The 15,360-nt window shown below is 58.9% G+C and carries 15 protein-coding genes; 6 read left to right on the plus strand and 9 right to left on the minus strand.

What is annotated here, in order from left to right; translation table 11 throughout:
- Nucleotides 1–10 precede the first annotated feature (10 nt).
- Genes NG99_RS08850 through NG99_RS08860 form a run of 3 tightly spaced genes read left to right on the plus strand, consistent with a single transcriptional unit; the run spans nt 11 to nt 1,938 of the window.
- Nucleotides 11–310 (plus strand): PTS sugar transporter subunit IIB, encoded by a 300-nt coding sequence (locus tag NG99_RS08850; protein ID WP_034890987.1) that lies wholly within the window; start codon nt 11–13, stop codon nt 308–310.
- A 47-nt stretch (nt 311–357) separates the two neighbouring features.
- Entirely contained in the window at nt 358–1,623 is a 1,266-nt protein-coding gene (locus NG99_RS08855; protein WP_034890990.1) for a PTS sugar transporter subunit IIC, read from the plus strand.
- Between the two features lie 9 nt (nt 1,624–1,632).
- Nucleotides 1,633–1,938, plus strand: a complete 306-nt coding sequence (locus NG99_RS08860; protein WP_034890993.1) for a hypothetical protein — start codon at nt 1,633–1,635, stop codon at nt 1,936–1,938.
- A gap of 60 nt (nt 1,939–1,998) precedes the next feature.
- Here NG99_RS08860 and NG99_RS08865 read toward each other — a convergent pair whose 3' ends face one another.
- On the minus strand, nt 1,999–3,219 hold the full coding sequence (locus NG99_RS08865; RefSeq protein WP_034890996.1) for an MFS transporter: 1,221 nt from the start codon (nt 3,217–3,219) through the stop codon (nt 1,999–2,001).
- A 96-nt stretch (nt 3,220–3,315) separates the two neighbouring features.
- On the opposite strand from NG99_RS08865, the gene NG99_RS08870 reads away from it, so the two are divergent.
- On the plus strand, nt 3,316–4,275 hold the full coding sequence (locus tag NG99_RS08870; protein ID WP_034890999.1) for a LysR family transcriptional regulator: 960 nt from the start codon (nt 3,316–3,318) through the stop codon (nt 4,273–4,275).
- A 15-nt stretch (nt 4,276–4,290) separates the two neighbouring features.
- On the opposite strand, the gene NG99_RS08875 is transcribed toward NG99_RS08870, so the two are convergent.
- The 8 genes from NG99_RS08875 to NG99_RS08905 form a co-directional block, all read right to left on the minus strand.
- Nucleotides 4,291–5,955 (minus strand): methyl-accepting chemotaxis protein, encoded by a 1,665-nt coding sequence (locus tag NG99_RS08875; protein ID WP_034891002.1) that lies wholly within the window; start codon nt 5,953–5,955, stop codon nt 4,291–4,293.
- 92 nt (nt 5,956–6,047) lie between these two features.
- A complete protein-coding gene (pqqF, locus tag NG99_RS08880; RefSeq protein WP_034891005.1) occupies nt 6,048–8,438 on the minus strand; it encodes a pyrroloquinoline quinone biosynthesis protein PqqF in 2,391 nt (796 codons plus the stop codon).
- Nucleotides 8,439–8,440: 2 nt separating this feature from the next.
- Complete coding sequence (gene pqqE, locus NG99_RS08885; RefSeq protein WP_034891009.1) at nt 8,441–9,580, minus strand: pyrroloquinoline quinone biosynthesis protein PqqE; 1,140 nt, start codon at nt 9,578–9,580, stop codon at nt 8,441–8,443.
- Nucleotides 9,567–9,845 (minus strand): pyrroloquinoline quinone biosynthesis peptide chaperone PqqD, encoded by a 279-nt coding sequence (gene pqqD, locus NG99_RS08890; RefSeq protein WP_084110473.1) that lies wholly within the window; start codon nt 9,843–9,845, stop codon nt 9,567–9,569. The genes pqqE and pqqD overlap by 14 nt, the downstream gene beginning before the upstream one ends.
- 5 nt (nt 9,846–9,850) lie before the next feature.
- The gene (gene pqqC / locus NG99_RS08895) at nt 9,851–10,615 is read right to left on the minus strand and encodes a pyrroloquinoline-quinone synthase PqqC (protein ID WP_034891115.1); all 765 of its coding nucleotides are present in this window, start codon (nt 10,613–10,615) and stop codon (nt 9,851–9,853) included.
- A gap of 13 nt (nt 10,616–10,628) precedes the next feature.
- Nucleotides 10,629–11,540, minus strand: a complete 912-nt coding sequence (gene pqqB / locus NG99_RS08900) for a pyrroloquinoline quinone biosynthesis protein PqqB (protein ID WP_034891015.1) — start codon at nt 11,538–11,540, stop codon at nt 10,629–10,631.
- A 56-nt stretch (nt 11,541–11,596) separates the two neighbouring features.
- Nucleotides 11,597–11,668, minus strand: a complete 72-nt coding sequence (gene pqqA / locus NG99_RS28165) for a pyrroloquinoline quinone precursor peptide PqqA (RefSeq protein WP_071822147.1) — start codon at nt 11,666–11,668, stop codon at nt 11,597–11,599.
- 184 nt (nt 11,669–11,852) lie between these two features.
- Nucleotides 11,853–12,899 (minus strand): dipeptidase, encoded by a 1,047-nt coding sequence (locus tag NG99_RS08905; protein WP_034891019.1) that lies wholly within the window; start codon nt 12,897–12,899, stop codon nt 11,853–11,855.
- A 229-nt stretch (nt 12,900–13,128) separates the two neighbouring features.
- On the opposite strand from NG99_RS08905, the gene yghX reads away from it, so the two are divergent.
- Nucleotides 13,129–14,016, plus strand: coding sequence for a YghX family hydrolase (gene yghX / locus NG99_RS08910; RefSeq protein ID WP_034891022.1), 888 nt, complete (start codon nt 13,129–13,131; stop codon nt 14,014–14,016).
- 216 nt (nt 14,017–14,232) lie between these two features.
- On the plus strand, nt 14,233–15,171 hold the full coding sequence (locus tag NG99_RS08915; RefSeq protein ID WP_198138749.1) for an extracellular solute-binding protein: 939 nt from the start codon (nt 14,233–14,235) through the stop codon (nt 15,169–15,171).
- Nucleotides 15,172–15,360: the final 189 nt, after the last annotated feature.

The raw sequence follows: 15,360 nt of genomic DNA on the forward strand, positions 1-15,360 counted from the left end.
GGAATACCTGATGAAAAAGTTATCTATTCTTGCAGTTTGCGGGGCCGGGCTGGGCAGCAGCTTCGCCTGTGAAATGAGCATTGAGGCGGCGCTGAAAGACCTGGGCGTTGATGCTGATCTGTCCCACTGTGATATCTCCAGCGCGACGTCATCGCGGGCCGATATTATTATGACCGGCGAGAATTTCCGCTCGCAGTTCCAGCACTACACCATTAATTCGACCATTATTTATCTCAAACGGCTGGTCGATAAAAATGAAATTAAAACCAAGCTGGAACCGATCCTAAAAGAAAAAGGCTATCTGAATTAATTTTTATTAATTATCCGTTTACTGTGGAAGAAAACAGGGGATTCTCTATGTCTTTCCTTACCTTTATCGTACACGATGTGCTTGGGCAGGCATCAATATTGATCTCGTTGATAGCGATGATCGGCCTGATTTCATTGAAGAAAAGCCCCGGTCAGGTGATCACCGGTACGCTGAAAACGCTGCTGGGCTTTTTAGTCCTGCTGGCTGGCGCCAACATTATTGTGGCTACGCTGACCTTCCTGGGCGAAATATTCCAGAAAGGATTCAATATGCGTGGCGTGGTCACCGACGTAGGCTCCATCGCCGGGATCGCGCAGCAAACGCTGGGACGTGAAACGGCGTTAATTATGGTGATCGCCTTTATTGTCAACATCGCTATCGCCCGCTTCACTCGTTTTAAATATATCTTCCTGACCGGACAGGCCTCGCTGTGGATGGCAACCGTCTGTTCGGTTATCGGCTATATGGGTGGGCTGCGCGGAGTTGAGCTGATCGTGCTCGGCGGGGTGATTGCCGGACTGATGGCGGTCTTTATGCCCGCGCTGGCCCAGCCCATCGTGCGGAAAATCACCGGTGGCGATGATATCGCGCTGGGACATTTCTGTACCGTCGGCTATATCGTGCAGGCTGGCGTGGCGAAGGTGACCGGGGATGCCAGCAAAAGTACCGAGGATCTGGAGCTGCCGCAGGCGCTCTCCTTCCTGCAGGATACCTATCTGTCGATGATGGTAGTGATGATCCCGATCTACCTGATCCCGGCGATTGCCGCAGGCCCGGAAGTGGTGGCCGCTTCCTCTAACGGCGTCAACTATCTGGTTTACTCATTCCTCCAGGCGATCCAGTTTGTGGTTGGGGTGTACGTCCTGCTGTCCGGCGTGCGTCTGCTGCTGGCGGAAATTGTTCCGGCTTTCCGTGGTATTGCGCTGCGCATCGTGCCTAACGCCGTCCCGGCGCTGGACTGCCCGGTGCTGTTCCCCTATGCCCCCAACGCGGTAATTATTGGCTTTATCTCTACCACGATTGGTTCGGTGATCGGCATGTTCCTGTTCCCGTGGGTCGGGCTGGCGATGATCCTGCCAGGTATGCTGACTAACTTCTTTGCTGGCGGTACGGCGGGTATTTTTGCCAATGCGGTCGGCGGCCGTCGCGGGGCGATTATCGGCGGCGTGTTCCACGGACTGTTTATCACCCTGCTTCCGGCGCTGCTGCTGCCGCTGCTGGGACAGTACGGCATGTCCAACGTGACCTTCAGTGACTCGGATGTGATCAGCGTCGGGCTGATATTCGGGCACGTTCTCAACTTCTTCCATTAAGGAGACGTTATGGATCGGGAAATTACAGAGATTCTCCAGCAGGGGCTTCCGGCCAAAGAGTGTGCCAGCGCCCTGAACGAGCTGGGAAAAAAGTATCAGGAACAGCAGCAGACCGACAGTGCGATCCTCTGCTGGGAAAAAAGCGTGGAGTGCTACGGCAAGCCCGGTTTCGCCCAGGCGCAGCTAATGAAGGCTTACAACGCCAAACGGCGTCAGTGCTCACAGGCTGGCGATGGCGCAGGCGTTGAGCTGTATTCGGTCAAGATTGATGGCCTGATGCAGCAAAGTAAGGATGCGATCCGCTACGGATTTTAATCTCGCGACTACGCTGAAGCAAAAGCCGGAAAGCCGTCTCGCTTTCCGGCCCATTCCTCTCTATTTCACCGGCGACCGGCAACCTGCCGCCGTTTTCCTACGCCCCGTCATACGGACCACCATGCTGCTAAAGCCGCTCAGGGTCAGCAGAACCACTACGCCCTGCCAGCCTGCATATTCCAGAATCACGCTGCCCAGCGCTGAGCCAGTAGCCATGCCGATAAACACGCCGGTAAACATCAGCGCATTCAGGCGGCTGCGTGCCGCCGGTTCCAGGCTGAAGATGATGGCCTGGTGTGAGACCAGCGTGGCCTGCACGCCGAAGTCAAAGCCTATCGCCGAGAGCACAATCAGCGTCAGCTGGTAAGGCGCGGACAGCAGCGGCAGCAAAAACATCAGGGCAAAGGAGAGGGTCGCCAGCGTGGTGCCAATTCTTGTCACCAGTCCCGGACCGCGGCGATCGGCGAGCGAGCCTGCCAGCGGGGCGGCTAACGCACCGGCCGCGCCTGCCAGTCCAAACATCCCGGCAGTGGCGCTGCCCAGCTGATAGGTATCATGCAGCATGACGGCGAGCGTCGACCAGAAGGCGCTGAAGCCAACGGAGAGCAGAGCCTGCGCCAGCGTGGCTCTGCGCAGGGCGTTATAACCGGTCCACAGATGGCGCATTGAGGAGAGCAGCGCCGGGTAGCTCATACTGGTGGCGGCAGGGATCGCAGGCAGGCTGCGCCACAGCACCAGGGTAATCGCCACCACCATCAGCGCGGCGGCGCCAAACATACTCCGCCAGCCAAAATATTCCGCCACAAACCCGCTCAGCACCCTTGAGAGCAGTATCCCCAGCAGCAGGCCGGTCATTACCGTGCCGACCGTTTTCCCTCGCTTCGCGGCAGGAGAGAGCGTTGCGGCGGCAGGAACGATATCCTGCGCCATCGTCGCGGCGATCCCTACCGCCAGGCTGGCGACCAGCAGCATAGCGATGCCGCCGCTGAAGGCGCTGAGCAGCAGCGCCAGCGTCAGCAGCAGCCCTTTAACCACCATGACCTGGCGACGATCGTGGCGATCGCCCAGCGGCGCCAGCAGCAAAATCCCCAGCGCATAGCCAATCTGGGTCAGCGTCGGCACCAGGCCAACGGTGCTGACGCCTGCGTGCAGTTCGTTAACGAAAATCCCCAGCATCGGCTGGCTATAGTAAATTGACGCCACGGCAAATCCGGCGCCGGTGGCGAGCATCAGTACCGTACGGCCGCTGATGCCTGGTTCATGTGAAGCAATAGTCGGCATGGTGATTACTCTGTTGTGCGACGATGATCACAGTTTCACCCGTTTTCCCGGCGAAGGGTAGTCGTCCCACAGGTAAAACTGTTATACGCTTTGCGTATGAAAGAGAGCCTGGTGTCAGGCATTGACCGTATAGAGTTAATGCAAACCTTTGTGCGAATTGTCGAAGCAGGCAGCCTGTCTGCGGCCGCTATCCGCCTCAATACCACTCAGCCCACCGCCAGCCGGAGGCTGCAATCCCTCGAGCGTCTGCTGGGGGTGAAACTGCTTCAGCGCACCACGCATGTGATGAAGCTGACCGATGAGGGCGAACGCTGTCTGGCCCATGCTAAAGCGCTGGTCGAACGCTGGCAGGCGACAGAGGACGATTTGCGCGGCGCGGCCGAGGAGCCGAAAGGCGTTCTGCGGGTGCTGGTGCCGCACGCTTTCGGCCAGGAGCAGATGATTTTGCCGCTTCAGGACTATCTTCGCCGCTACCCAAAAATGACCGTGGAGTGGATGCTTAGCGATCGGCGGCCAGACTTTATCGCGGAAGGGGTCGACTGCGCGGTTCATGTGGGCGCGCTGACCGATCCCTCGGTTGTCGCTCAGCTGGTGGCGGAAGTGCCGCGTATTGTGGTGGCCTCACCTGAGATCCTGGTGAACCAGACCGGGTCGGATCGGCCTGCTTCACTGGCCGGGTTGCCCTGGGTAGCCTTAAGTACCTTCTATCGTCAGCAGGTGGTGCTGAACAACGATCGTGGCGAGACGCAGCGTATCGACATTCGTCCCCGGCTGCTGACCGACAGCCTGTATGCGCTACGTAATTCGGTGCTGGCAGGAATGGGAGCGGGGATCGCCTCGTCCTGGGCGGTAAAAGAGGACATTGAAACAGGGCGTCTGAGGCATCTCTGTCCGGCCTGGCACGCGGAGCCTTTGCCGGTGTATCTGGTTTATCCCTGGGCGCGATTTTATCCGGCCAAGCTGCGTCAATTTCTGGCGCTGATGCGCGAGGTGCTGCCGATGATTGGCGGCACCCGGCATCCTGGCAATAAGCGACCTCGCCCCGCGCAGGGATGAGGCCGCCGGAGAGGATTAAAACGTTTCCCAATTGCCCTGGTCAGCGCCGACCGCGATGGCCTTACGCGGCAGCGCGGCTGGTGCCGCTTTCACCGGTTTATCGATCGCCGGAGCCAGAGCTGGCTGACCAATTTTAAACACCGCAACCGCCTGAGCGAGTCGGCTGGCCTGGTCTTCCAGCGAGGCCGAAGCCGCCGCAGACTCCTGCACCAGCGAGGCGTTCTGCTGGGTCACGCGATCCATTTCGGTGACCGCCAGACCAATCTGATCGATACCGCGGCTCTGCTCGTCGGAGGCTGAGGCAATCTCGCCCATAATATCGGTGACCCGTACCACCGCATTGACGATATCGTGCATCGTTTCTCCGGCGGTGGCGACCTGGATCGATCCGGCATCCACCCGGCTGACGGAGTCCTCAATCAGCGTTTTAATCTCTTTCGCCGCCTGGGCGCTGCGCTGAGCAAGATTGCGTACTTCGCCCGCGACCACGGCAAAGCCGCGCCCCTGTTCGCCTGCGCGGGCGGCCTCAACCGCCGCGTTCAGCGCCAGGATATTTGTCTGGAAAGCAATACCGTCGATCACGCTGGTAATATCGGCTATTTTCTGGGAACTTCCGGCAATCTCACTCATGGTTTTCACCACGCCATCCACTACTTTTCCGCCTTTCCCGGCGGTCTCAGAGGCGCTTTTCGCCAGCTGTGAAGCCTGGCGGGCGTTTTCGGCATTCTGTTTCACCGTGGCGGTGAGCTGCTCCATACTGGCGGCGGTTTCTTCCAGCGAGGCGGCCTGCTGTTCGGTGCGTGATGAGAGGTCGTTGTTACCCGTGGAGATTTCACTGGCGCCGGTATAGATGGCATTTGAGCTGTCACGGACGTGGCTGACGGTGACAATCAAAGCCTGCTGCATCGCATTAAGGTTGCTGGCGAGCATCGCTATTTCACTGCGGCCTTCCACCGCCAGCGTGGCGGAGAGATCGCCCGCCGCGATGCTTTCAATGTGGGCCATTACCTGCTTCAGCGGGACCAGCAGCACGCCCTTAATCACCACCCAGATCGTGGTAACCAGCAGCAGCAGCACTATCACCACGCCGCCCAGGGTCCAGACCATATGCGTATAGCCCTGCTGGTTTTCACTCATGCCGATCGCCTGTAGCCCGACGTTCTGCTTGCGCCATTGATTAAAGCTGACCTCCAGATCGTCCTGCGCTTTCTGTGCGTCCAGGTTACCGTAGGCTTCGTAGTTGTTCGCTGCCAGGTACTGAATCGACATTTTCATCGTATCAAACATCTGCTGGTAATTGCTGGCGAGGGTGGCAGCCAGTTCCGGACTTTGTCCGACAATGGCGGGAGCCTTTTTATAGAGGGCATAATGCTGTGCCGCGTCAGCAAGCGAGGCGGAAGCGGAAGCCAGTAGTTTGGCCATCGCCGCCTGAGAGGCTTCATCGGTCTGCTTTTTCAATATACGGATAGCCACGCGGTTGATGGTGATCCGCGTTTTGAGCAGCGTCTGCCGGGCATCGCTCATCTGGCCCTGTTGACGGGTCAGCATACTGGAACGGATAAAGTTGTTTTTGTCCTGGTTGATGGCTCTAAAGGAGAGGCCGCTGCAAATCAGCAGGAGCCCACTAAAAACAATCAGCATTATCACAATGCTGGTGACGACTTTAATATTTTTAAGCATAGTGCGCACTCTGTAAGGGGGGATAGCCTGGTAAAAAGGTTATCGGTACAAAGTGGCTTAACTTTAAGCAGTCGCTGACGGTTTGCCCGGCCTCATTTAGCGTTAGTCAGGCGCCACCAGCGCTGTTTCTCCGCGATGAAAAGACGGTAATAGCGCTGGAGTTTTTCGACAGAGAGTGCGGCGTAGATATCGACGCCTGAGATCGGCAGAGTCAGCTGCCTCTGCTGCCAGTGTTGCAGGCAGTTTACGTGGGTTTTGGGCACTATCAGCGGCAGGGCGTGGCTCAGCGTGGCGGCTCTTTCGCTAAGGGTTTCATCGTCTGTTTTGGCGATAACCCCGGACATATCAGCAATAAAATCGGCGATATGTCGACAAAGCTGGCCGCTGGTCAGTTCAGGGGACTGGAGCGCAAACAGGATGCCGGCCACGCCAGCAGCATAATGAAAACGGCAGCTCACCGCGTAGCCAATGTTCAGCTCTACCCGGAGTTTTTGAAAGAAGCGTGGCTCAAACAAGGCTGCCAGCAGTTGCCAGGCCGCGAAGCATTCTGCGCTGTTTTCTGCCAGCGGGCAAAAAAGTAGCGCGGCCGCATCCTGACCGGCCGTCGGAAAGGCGTATTCGTGGCGATCCGGGAGAGGATGAGCCGGGACCTGCGGCGGCAGAACGCATTTGCCAGGCCAGCGGGAAAGCAGCCGTGAAAGAGGCTGGTGCAGGTCAGCATCGCCGCCGTACAGCGTTGCCTGCCAGCGCTGCGGCGCGTGTGGCGTCTCCTCAGTCAGCAGGTCGGGAAGGTGCGACAGCAGCGCGCGTACGGCAATCTCCGCACGCTGTGACTGGGTAAACTGACGATACAGCCGCTCGCCCCGGGCGATAACCGCCGCTGGCGGCGCGATCAGCGCGTCAATCGCGGACGAAAGCGTGCTTGCCATCAGCTCCGGCGTACCGCTGAGCTGAAGCAGCCAGATCCCCTGCTGCTGGCTAAAGCTCAGCTCGCCGCCGTGATGCTGGCAAAGCCCGATAACCGGCTGTAGCGCAGCCTCCATCAGCGCGGCGGACTGGCGGGAGAGCGGCTGACCGGCGGGAGGCGAGATCAGCAGCAGGGGAGCCCCCAAAGCCGGAACGGCGCTGAGCGGCGCGGCGTCTTGCGGCAGAGAAGGGCGCGGCAGCGGCCTGGCGGCGGCGTAAAACGTCATCTCAGGCCCGTCATAGCGGAGGCTGGCAGGCCAGGTGACCTCGCCGGTTTGCAGGCTAAATCCCTGAATCCGCTGATGGCTGGCCGTGATAGAAGGCGCCACCCACAGCCGCGTCATTTCCTCTGGCCTGAGCTGTGCTGACAGCGCTCGCCAGCCTTCGCTAAGCTTAACGGACTCTTCATCCGGTGGCGGAAATCCAAAGGCGCGGGCGCGCAGCTGATCGAGGCCGGAAAGATGAGCGAACTGGCGTCTGGCCAGGTCCGCATAGTGCGCCAGTTCGCTGGCGCTGAGGCCAGCTAACTGACTCAGCCAGCAGGCGAAGACTGATTCCACGGCTGCCGGACTGGCGCCCTCGCACAGCGTAAACTGGACGCTAATCAGCGATTGCTGCGGACTGCGATAAGGCTCCAGCAGCTGTATAGCGTCGCAAAGTCCCTGTTCACGCAGCGTTGCCAGCAGGCTGTGGGCGGCCCTGTCCGTCAGCAGCTCTCTCAGCACCGATAACCTTTGCGACTGCCCGCCAGTTACCAGAAAGCTTAACAGCAGGCGCTCTGCCGACGTATTGTGCAGGCCATAATAACGACATCCGTTAAGGATCAGAGGGCGCTCTGCGTGTTTGGCTTCCGCCGCCAGCGGGCTGAATACCATTCCGATCTGCTCCGCCAGCTCGGCGAGTCGTTCCATCGGCTGCGGTCCCTGGAGCCACATTTCCAGATGTCCGGCGCGGAAAAAAACGCGGTGCCAGTCGCGCAGCGCCTGTTGCAGCGCGGCATGATCCTCGCCAAAGGCGGCCAGATTACCAACGTGAAAATCGTGCAGCCGATGCGGCGAGGAAAAGGCCTGGCTTAGCGCGGCTTCGCACAGCGTATCCGCATGGCGGGTCAGCATCTGAAACTCGGCGTCGATGACCGCCGTTTCCTGAGCCACGGACTCCGCCGTAAGCAGCGGCCTCGCAAGCATATCCACCAGCCTCAGCAGGCCCTGCTCAAACTGGTCGGGCGCGCTGTCAAAGAACCACGCGGTGTGATGCGCCTGGGTGGTCGCATTGAGCCTGGCGCCGTTGGCGGGTCCCCAGGCCATCAGTCGCCGATCGCCCTGATAGCCTTGGCTGCCGGCAAACAGCTCGTGCTCCAGCAGGTGCGCCAGGCCGGGCCATTGCGCCGGTTCATCGTGGCTTCCGGCGGAGAGTTGCAGCAGCGCGGCGGCGCGTTCAGCCTCAGGATCGTGGATCAGATTGACCCGCAGGCCGTTCGCCAGGGTCAGTTGCTGAAGGCCGGTTGCTGCCTGCACGCTCAGACCCCGGTTTTGAAAATCAGCTGAGAATTCGCGCGGTTGCGGAACTGTAGCTGATTAATCTGGATGTTAGTACAGTTGGCCTGCTCGCGCGCCTGCAGGATTTTGCCGTGATGCGGCGATTTAGAGCACACCGGATCGGTATTATCGGCATTGCCGGTCAGCATAAAGGCCTGGCAGCGGCAGCCGCCGAAATCCTTCTCTTTCTCTGAGCAGGAGCGGCACGGCTCCGGCATCCAGTCAAAGCCACGGTATTTATTAAAGCCGAACGACTCAAACCAGATCTCCTGCAAGGTGTTTTCCAGCACCGAGGGAAACTGTACTGGCAACTGGCGGGCGCTGTGGCACGGCAGGGCGGTGCCCTCCGGCGTGACGCTGAGGAAGATGGCTCCCCAGCCGCCCATGCAGCCTTTGGGGCGCTCTTCGTAATAGTCTGGGGTGACAAACAGCAGGTTGGCAAGGTTGCCAGAGGCGCTCATCTTCTGGCGATACTGATGCACAACGTCCTCCGCGCGGGCGATCTGCTCGCGGGTTGGCAGCAGGCCTTCGCGGTTGAGCTGCGCCCAGCCGTAGAACTGACAGGTTGCCAGCTCCACGTCGTCCGCTTCCAGCTCAATACACAGCTCAATGATCCGATCGATCCGATCGATATTGTGACGGTGCAGCACAAAGTTCAGCACCATCGGATAGCCATGAGCTTTCACCGCCTTCGCCATCGCCAGCTTGGTCTGGAAGGCTTTTTGCGATCCGGCCAGCGCGGCGTTCAGCGTCTCGTCGCTCGCCTGGAAGCTGATCTGGATATGATCCAGTCCGGCCTCGGCAAAGGCGTCGATCTTTTTCTCGGTCAGGCCAATGCCGGAGGTGATCAGGTTGGTGTAGAACCCCAGATCCCTCGCCGCGCGGATCAGCTCCGGCAGATCCTTACGCACCAGCGGCTCCCCGCCGGAAAAGCCCAGCTGGACCGCCCCCATCTGGCGCGCCTGTTTAAATACTTCAATCCATTGCTCAGTGGTGAGCTCTTTTTCCTGCTGGGCAAAATCCAGCGGGTTAGAGCAGTAGGGACACTGCAACGGGCAGCGGTAGGTCAGTTCCGCCAGGAGCCAGAGCGGCGGATTGACCTGAGGTTTAAGCTGGTTCACGGAAGACTATCCACTTTTGCTCAAAGGCCTGGCCGAAGAACTCTTTCACGTCGTCGCCCACGCCGCCGGCGTCAGGAAACCGCGCGTCCAGCTCGGCAATCAGAGCGGCGACGGGGCGCACGCCGTCCACCAGTTGTAGAATGGCGGTGGCGCTCTCATTGAGTTTAGCCATCCCTTCCGGGTAGAGGATAACGTGGCAATCCTGCGCCTGCTCCCACTGCAACCGGTAGCCGCGACGAAAGGCAGGGATCTGCTGATCGTGAATTTCCATTAGGGTAATCTCGTGCTGTGCCAGGCCATTTTATCGGTCACGGTATGGTAAGGCGGACGGTGCAGCTGGTAGGCCATGGTCATGGCGTCCAGCATACTCCAGAGGATATCCAGCTTGAACTGGAGGATCTCCAGCATCCGCTGCTGCTTCTCAACGGTGGTGCAATACTCCAGCGCCAGCTGTAAACCGTGCTCAACGTCGCGGTTGGCCTGGCTCAGGCGGCCACGGAAATAGCCGTAGCCTTCGGCCTCAATCCACTGGTAGTGCTGCGGCCAGCTGTCGAGACGCGACTGGTGAATTTGCGGCGCAAACAGCTCGGTCAGCGAGCTACAGGCCGCTTCCTGCCAGACGGCGCGGCGGGCAAAGCTGACGTAGGCATCCACGGCAAAGCGCACGCCGGGCAGCACCATGCGTTCAGACAGCAGCACATCACGATCCAGCCCCACGGCTTCGCCCAGCCGCAGCCAGGCTTCAATGCCGCCTTCGCTGCCTTCATGACCATCGTGATCCAGAATACGCTGAACCCATTTGCGGCGGGTTTGTGGATCCGGGCAGTTGGCCATGATCGCCGCGTCTTTCAGCGGGATGCTCGTCTGGTAGTAAAAGCGGTTGGCTACCCAGCCCTGAATCTGCTCGCGCGTAGACTGGCCGTTGTGCATCGCAATATGGTAGGGGTGGTGAATATGGTAAAAATCGCCTTTGGCGCGCAGGGCCTGCTCAAACGCTTCTGGCGTCATCGGTGCTGATGGAGAGAACTCTGACATCGTTTTCATCTCGTTAAAGGTCAATCACCATGCCGTCCCAGCTGACTTCAATGCCCAGCTGCGTCAGGATCTGACGTTCAGCCGACGCTTCGTCGAGGATCGGGTTGGTGTTATTGATATGAATAAGGATTTTACGCTCGGCGGGCAGCGAGGCCAGCAGCGCAATCAGCCCCTGCTCCTCGGCCAGCGCCAGGTGACCCATGTCTTTGCCGGTGTTGCTGCCGACGCCAGTCTTCGCCAGCTCATTATCCTGCCACAGCGTGCCGTCGATCAGCAGGCAGTCGGCTTTGTGCAGCCAACCCAATAGCTCGCCGTCCGGTTCGCCCAGGCCGGGCGCATACATCAGCGTCTTACCGCTGCGGGTATCTTCGATAAACAGCGCGATATTGTGGCCGGGCAGCGGCTTATCCCGCCAGGCAGAGTAGGGCGGCGCGTTGCTCAGCAGGGGAATTGCGGTAAATTTCAGCGCGGGACAGACGGCGACGGAGAAAGCCTCGCCAGGCGTAATGTCGTGGTGGACCAGCCCGCCGTTCCAGTGGGTCAGCATGGTGAAGACCGGAAAACCGGTGGTGAGATCGTCATGGACCTCTGGCGTACACCAGACCTGATGCGGACAGCCTTCGCGCAGGCTAAGCAGCCCGGCAGTATGATCGATCTGGCTGTCGGTCAGGATGATCGAGCCGATGGCCGTGCCGCGCAGGACATCTTTTTTCAGCAGCGCAGGCGTGGCGGCCAGCTGATGAGCGATATCCGGTGAGGCGTTGCACAGCACAAAGTTGATGCCGTCATCGCTTAATGCAATCGAGGATTGCGTACGGGCCGACGTTTTCAGGGTGCCGTTACGCACGCCCTGACAGTTTCTGCAGTTACAGTTCCACTGAGGGAAGCCGCCACCCGCCGAAGAACCGAGAACGTTAATCTGCATGGTTAGACCAGGAAAGGAAAAGAGAAGATGCCCACGGCAGCCGCGGGCATAAGAGATTAACGGTTGGAGATGTACAGCGTCACTTCCAGACCTAAGCGTAAATCAACAAATTTAGGTTTAGTCCACATAATGGCATCCTCTCGGTGTTAACGGAAAATTAAAAGGTTCTGCGATAATAAGTTCGGCAGGTAAAACGCTTGTTGTCAAATATCGAAGATTTGGCGCACAAATGTTGCGCTTTAGTATTTGCGATATCAACCCTGTAAGCAGCAGGGATAATGAGCAATAAACCAGCATAATGTTCCATGTGGTTCATTCTCCCCATGTTTTCTGCAAAACGGCCAACCAGTTGCGCCAGCTAATTTTTTCGATCAAATGTTGCGAATAGCCAGCCGCGCGCATGGCGGCAATCAGACGCGGCAGTCCGGCCACGTCGGTTAATGCTTCCGGCACGCTGATGCCGTCAAAGTCTGAACCCAGCCCCACGCGATCCTCCCCGAGCGTCTCCATCAAGACTTCAAGATGGCGCAGGATATCGTCAAGGGGAGTATCGGCGTCGCGCTTGCCGTCGGCTCGCAGAAAAGCATTGCCAAAATTAACGCCAACAAAACCGTCGCTTTCGGCTATCGCCCTGAGCTGACTGGTGGTCAGGTTACGCGGCTGCGGGCAGAGGGTGTGCGCGTTCGAATGGGTGGCGACCAGCGGCGCGCTGCTATGGTTAGCCGTTTGCCAGAAGGCTTTTTCGTTCATGTGCGACAGGTCAATCAGCAGTCTTCTTTGGTTGCAGACGCGCAGTAAGTCCAGGCCGAGCGGCGTCAGGCCGTCTCCGGTATCCGGCGAACCGGGAAAGCTGCCCGTCACGCCCACGCCAAAGCGGTTAGGCAGATTCCACAGCGGTCCGATACTGCGCAGACCCTCGTCGACCCAGCGATCCAGCTGACTCAGATCCTCATCCAGCGCCTCAGCGCCTTCAATATGCAGCACCATCGCCAGCACGCCCTGCTCAATGCAGCGTTTAATCTCTGTGGCCGTACGGCAAATTTTTGCCCTGCCTGCGGCCTCCGCCTCAATCCTGTGCAGGAGCGCGATTTGTGCGCTGGTAATGGCTAACGGATCGTGCAACGCCTCGTCATACTCCGCGCGGCTCTGCTTAACAAACTGCGCAGGGGGCACAAAAACCGCAAACAGGCCACCGGCAAAATCACCCCGAGCGATGCGCGCCATATCCAGATGTCCCGGCAATGAGCCGTGCAGAAACTGCTGAACAGGGTCCTGTTCGGCGGGCATCCACAGACGCAGCAGGAGATCGTTGTGGCCGTCAAAAACCGGCGTTGGCAAGGCAGTCTGTTGGTCAGTCATGGCGATAGGGCATAAGGCTCGGTGGCGGAATAAACACGACCCGATCGATCATACCGATTTTCCCCCGGCCTGCGCTGTTAAAAAGTGCGGTGAAATAAAGATAAAACGTAAAGAAAAGTATTCATCCCCCCGTTATGTCTGAGAAGAGGGGGGAGAGGCTTGACGGCAGCGGCAATGTATTTGACTGTAAATGAGTGATTCCCCACTTATGCGTGAAAGGAGCCCTGCTATGTCTCGTCTGACTGCGAAAGACTTTTCCCCCGAGCTGCTTGAAATTTATGACTACTACGTACACGGCAAAATAAACAAGCGCGAGTTTCTCTCGCTGGCCGGTAAATTTGCGGTGGGCGGGCTGACGGCCACCATGCTGCTGGCTTCCTTGAGCCCGAACTATGCTCTCGCCGAACAGGTCTCGTTCACCGATCCGGACATCCTGGCGGAATACATTCATTACCCCTCGCCCAACGGCAACCAAACCGTGCGGGGATACCTGGTGAAGCCCGCTAAAGCTACCGGGAAGCTGCCCGCCGTGGTGGTAGTCCATGAGAACCGGGGACTGAATCCCTATATTGAGGACGTGGCCCGTCGGCTGGCGAAGGCCGGTTTTATTGCGCTGGCGCCGGATGGGCTGAGCGTGCTGGGCGGCTACCCCGGCAACGATGAGAAGGGGCGCGAGATGCAATCGCAGATCGACCCGACAAAGCTGATGAATGACTTCTTCGCCGCCGTCGAGTTTATGATGCAGGACTCACGGACGACCGGCAAAGTGGGGATCATCGGTTTCTGCTACGGCGGCGGCGTGGCGAATGCCGCCGCGGTGGCTTATCCCGAGCTGGCCGCGGCCGTGCCGTTCTATGGTCGCCAGCCGGCGGCGAAAGACGTCGCCCGCATCAAAGCGCCGCTGCTGCTGCACTACGCTGGCCTGGATACCCGCATCAACGAGGGCTGGCCCGCTTATGAGGCGGCGCTGAAGGCGGATAAAAAAGTCTACGAGGCGCATATTTACCCGGAGGTGAACCACGGTTTCCATAATGACTCCACGCCACGCTATGACAAAAAGGCCGCCGATCTGGCGTGGGAAAGAACCCTGGGCTGGTTTAATAAGTATCTGGCGTAGCGCTAAAAAGGGCGGCGCGGCGCTGAGTCAATTGTGCGCGAGCCACTGCGCATAAATGCCCGCCGCCTTTTGACGGGAGAGGAGAAAAAGGCATATTTCATCCGCAAATCAACCAGCTAACGCCCGGGTTTAGATCCGCGTTGATGCAATGTTTATTGATCTCTCTGGCAAAAAGCCTATCGTAATGTACCTGTCTATATAACGATGAGATTATCCATGTCCTTCTCCTGTAAACCCGGCGCGGCGGCCCGCCTTGTCGCCCTTGCCGTTACGCTCTCTACCGTCTTTGCCGCCCATGCCGCAGAAGACTTTCGTGTCACCTACGCCGGTTCGATGGGTGTGGTGATGGACAAGGCGCTGGGCCCGGCGTTTGCTCAGTCGCATCAGGTTAATTACCAGGGACAGGGGCAGGGAGCCTACGGGATGGCCAACCTGCTGGCGTCTAAAAAGCTGGTTGCCGATGTCTTTGTTTCCATTACCCCAGGCCCGATTGCAGTGTTGCAAAAGGCCGGGCTGGTGGATAAAGCTGAGCCGGTCGCGAGCACCAGCATGGTGATTGCCTACAATCCAAAGGGCAAATATGCCCAGGCGTTTGACGCTATCCGTAGCGGGAAAGCGGGGGCGCAGCCGTGGTGGAAAGTGCTGGAAACGCCAACGCTGCGCTTTGGCCGTACCGATCCGGCTACCGATCCTCAGGGACAAAACATTATCTTTACCATGATGCTGGCGGAGCGCTACTACCAGCAGCCGGGCCTGGCAAATGCCGTACTGGGCAACACGCAGAACCCAAAACAGGTCTTTGCTGAAGGGGGACTGCTGACCCGCCTCGAAGCCGGACAGGTAGATGCCGCATCCGGCTATGAAAGCGCGACCCGCTCGGCTGGCCTGCCGTATATCAAGCTGCCAGACGAGATCAACCTCAGTAATCCAGCGATGGACCCGAACTGGTACAGCAAGGTCAGCTTCGACATTACCGATGCGAAAGGCCAGCAGAAAACGCTGCACACCCAGCCGCTGGTTTTCTACGCCGCCGTGCTTAACAATGCGCCGCATCCTGAGCTGGCGAAGCAGTTCGTCCAGTTTATGCAGAGCAGTGAAGGACAGGCGCTGTTTGCGAAGAATGGCTACGGGCAGCCAAAAGGCGGAGCGATGTAAATTGCGGGCCTTCTGGCTGGGAATGCCGGCAGTTTTGCTGCTCAGCCTTCCCTTTATCACGCTGGTCTGGGTGACGCCGTGGTCTGGCTTTCACCTTGCGTGGGGAGATGGGCAGGCCGTCGGCGTTTCTCTCGGCCTGAGTGCGATAGCGCTGCCGCTGATTACGCTTTCGGGCCTGCCGCTGGCGCT

This window comes from Erwinia typographi (assembly GCF_000773975.1).
In the GTDB taxonomy this organism is placed as follows: Bacteria; Pseudomonadota; Gammaproteobacteria; order Enterobacterales; family Enterobacteriaceae; genus Erwinia; species Erwinia typographi.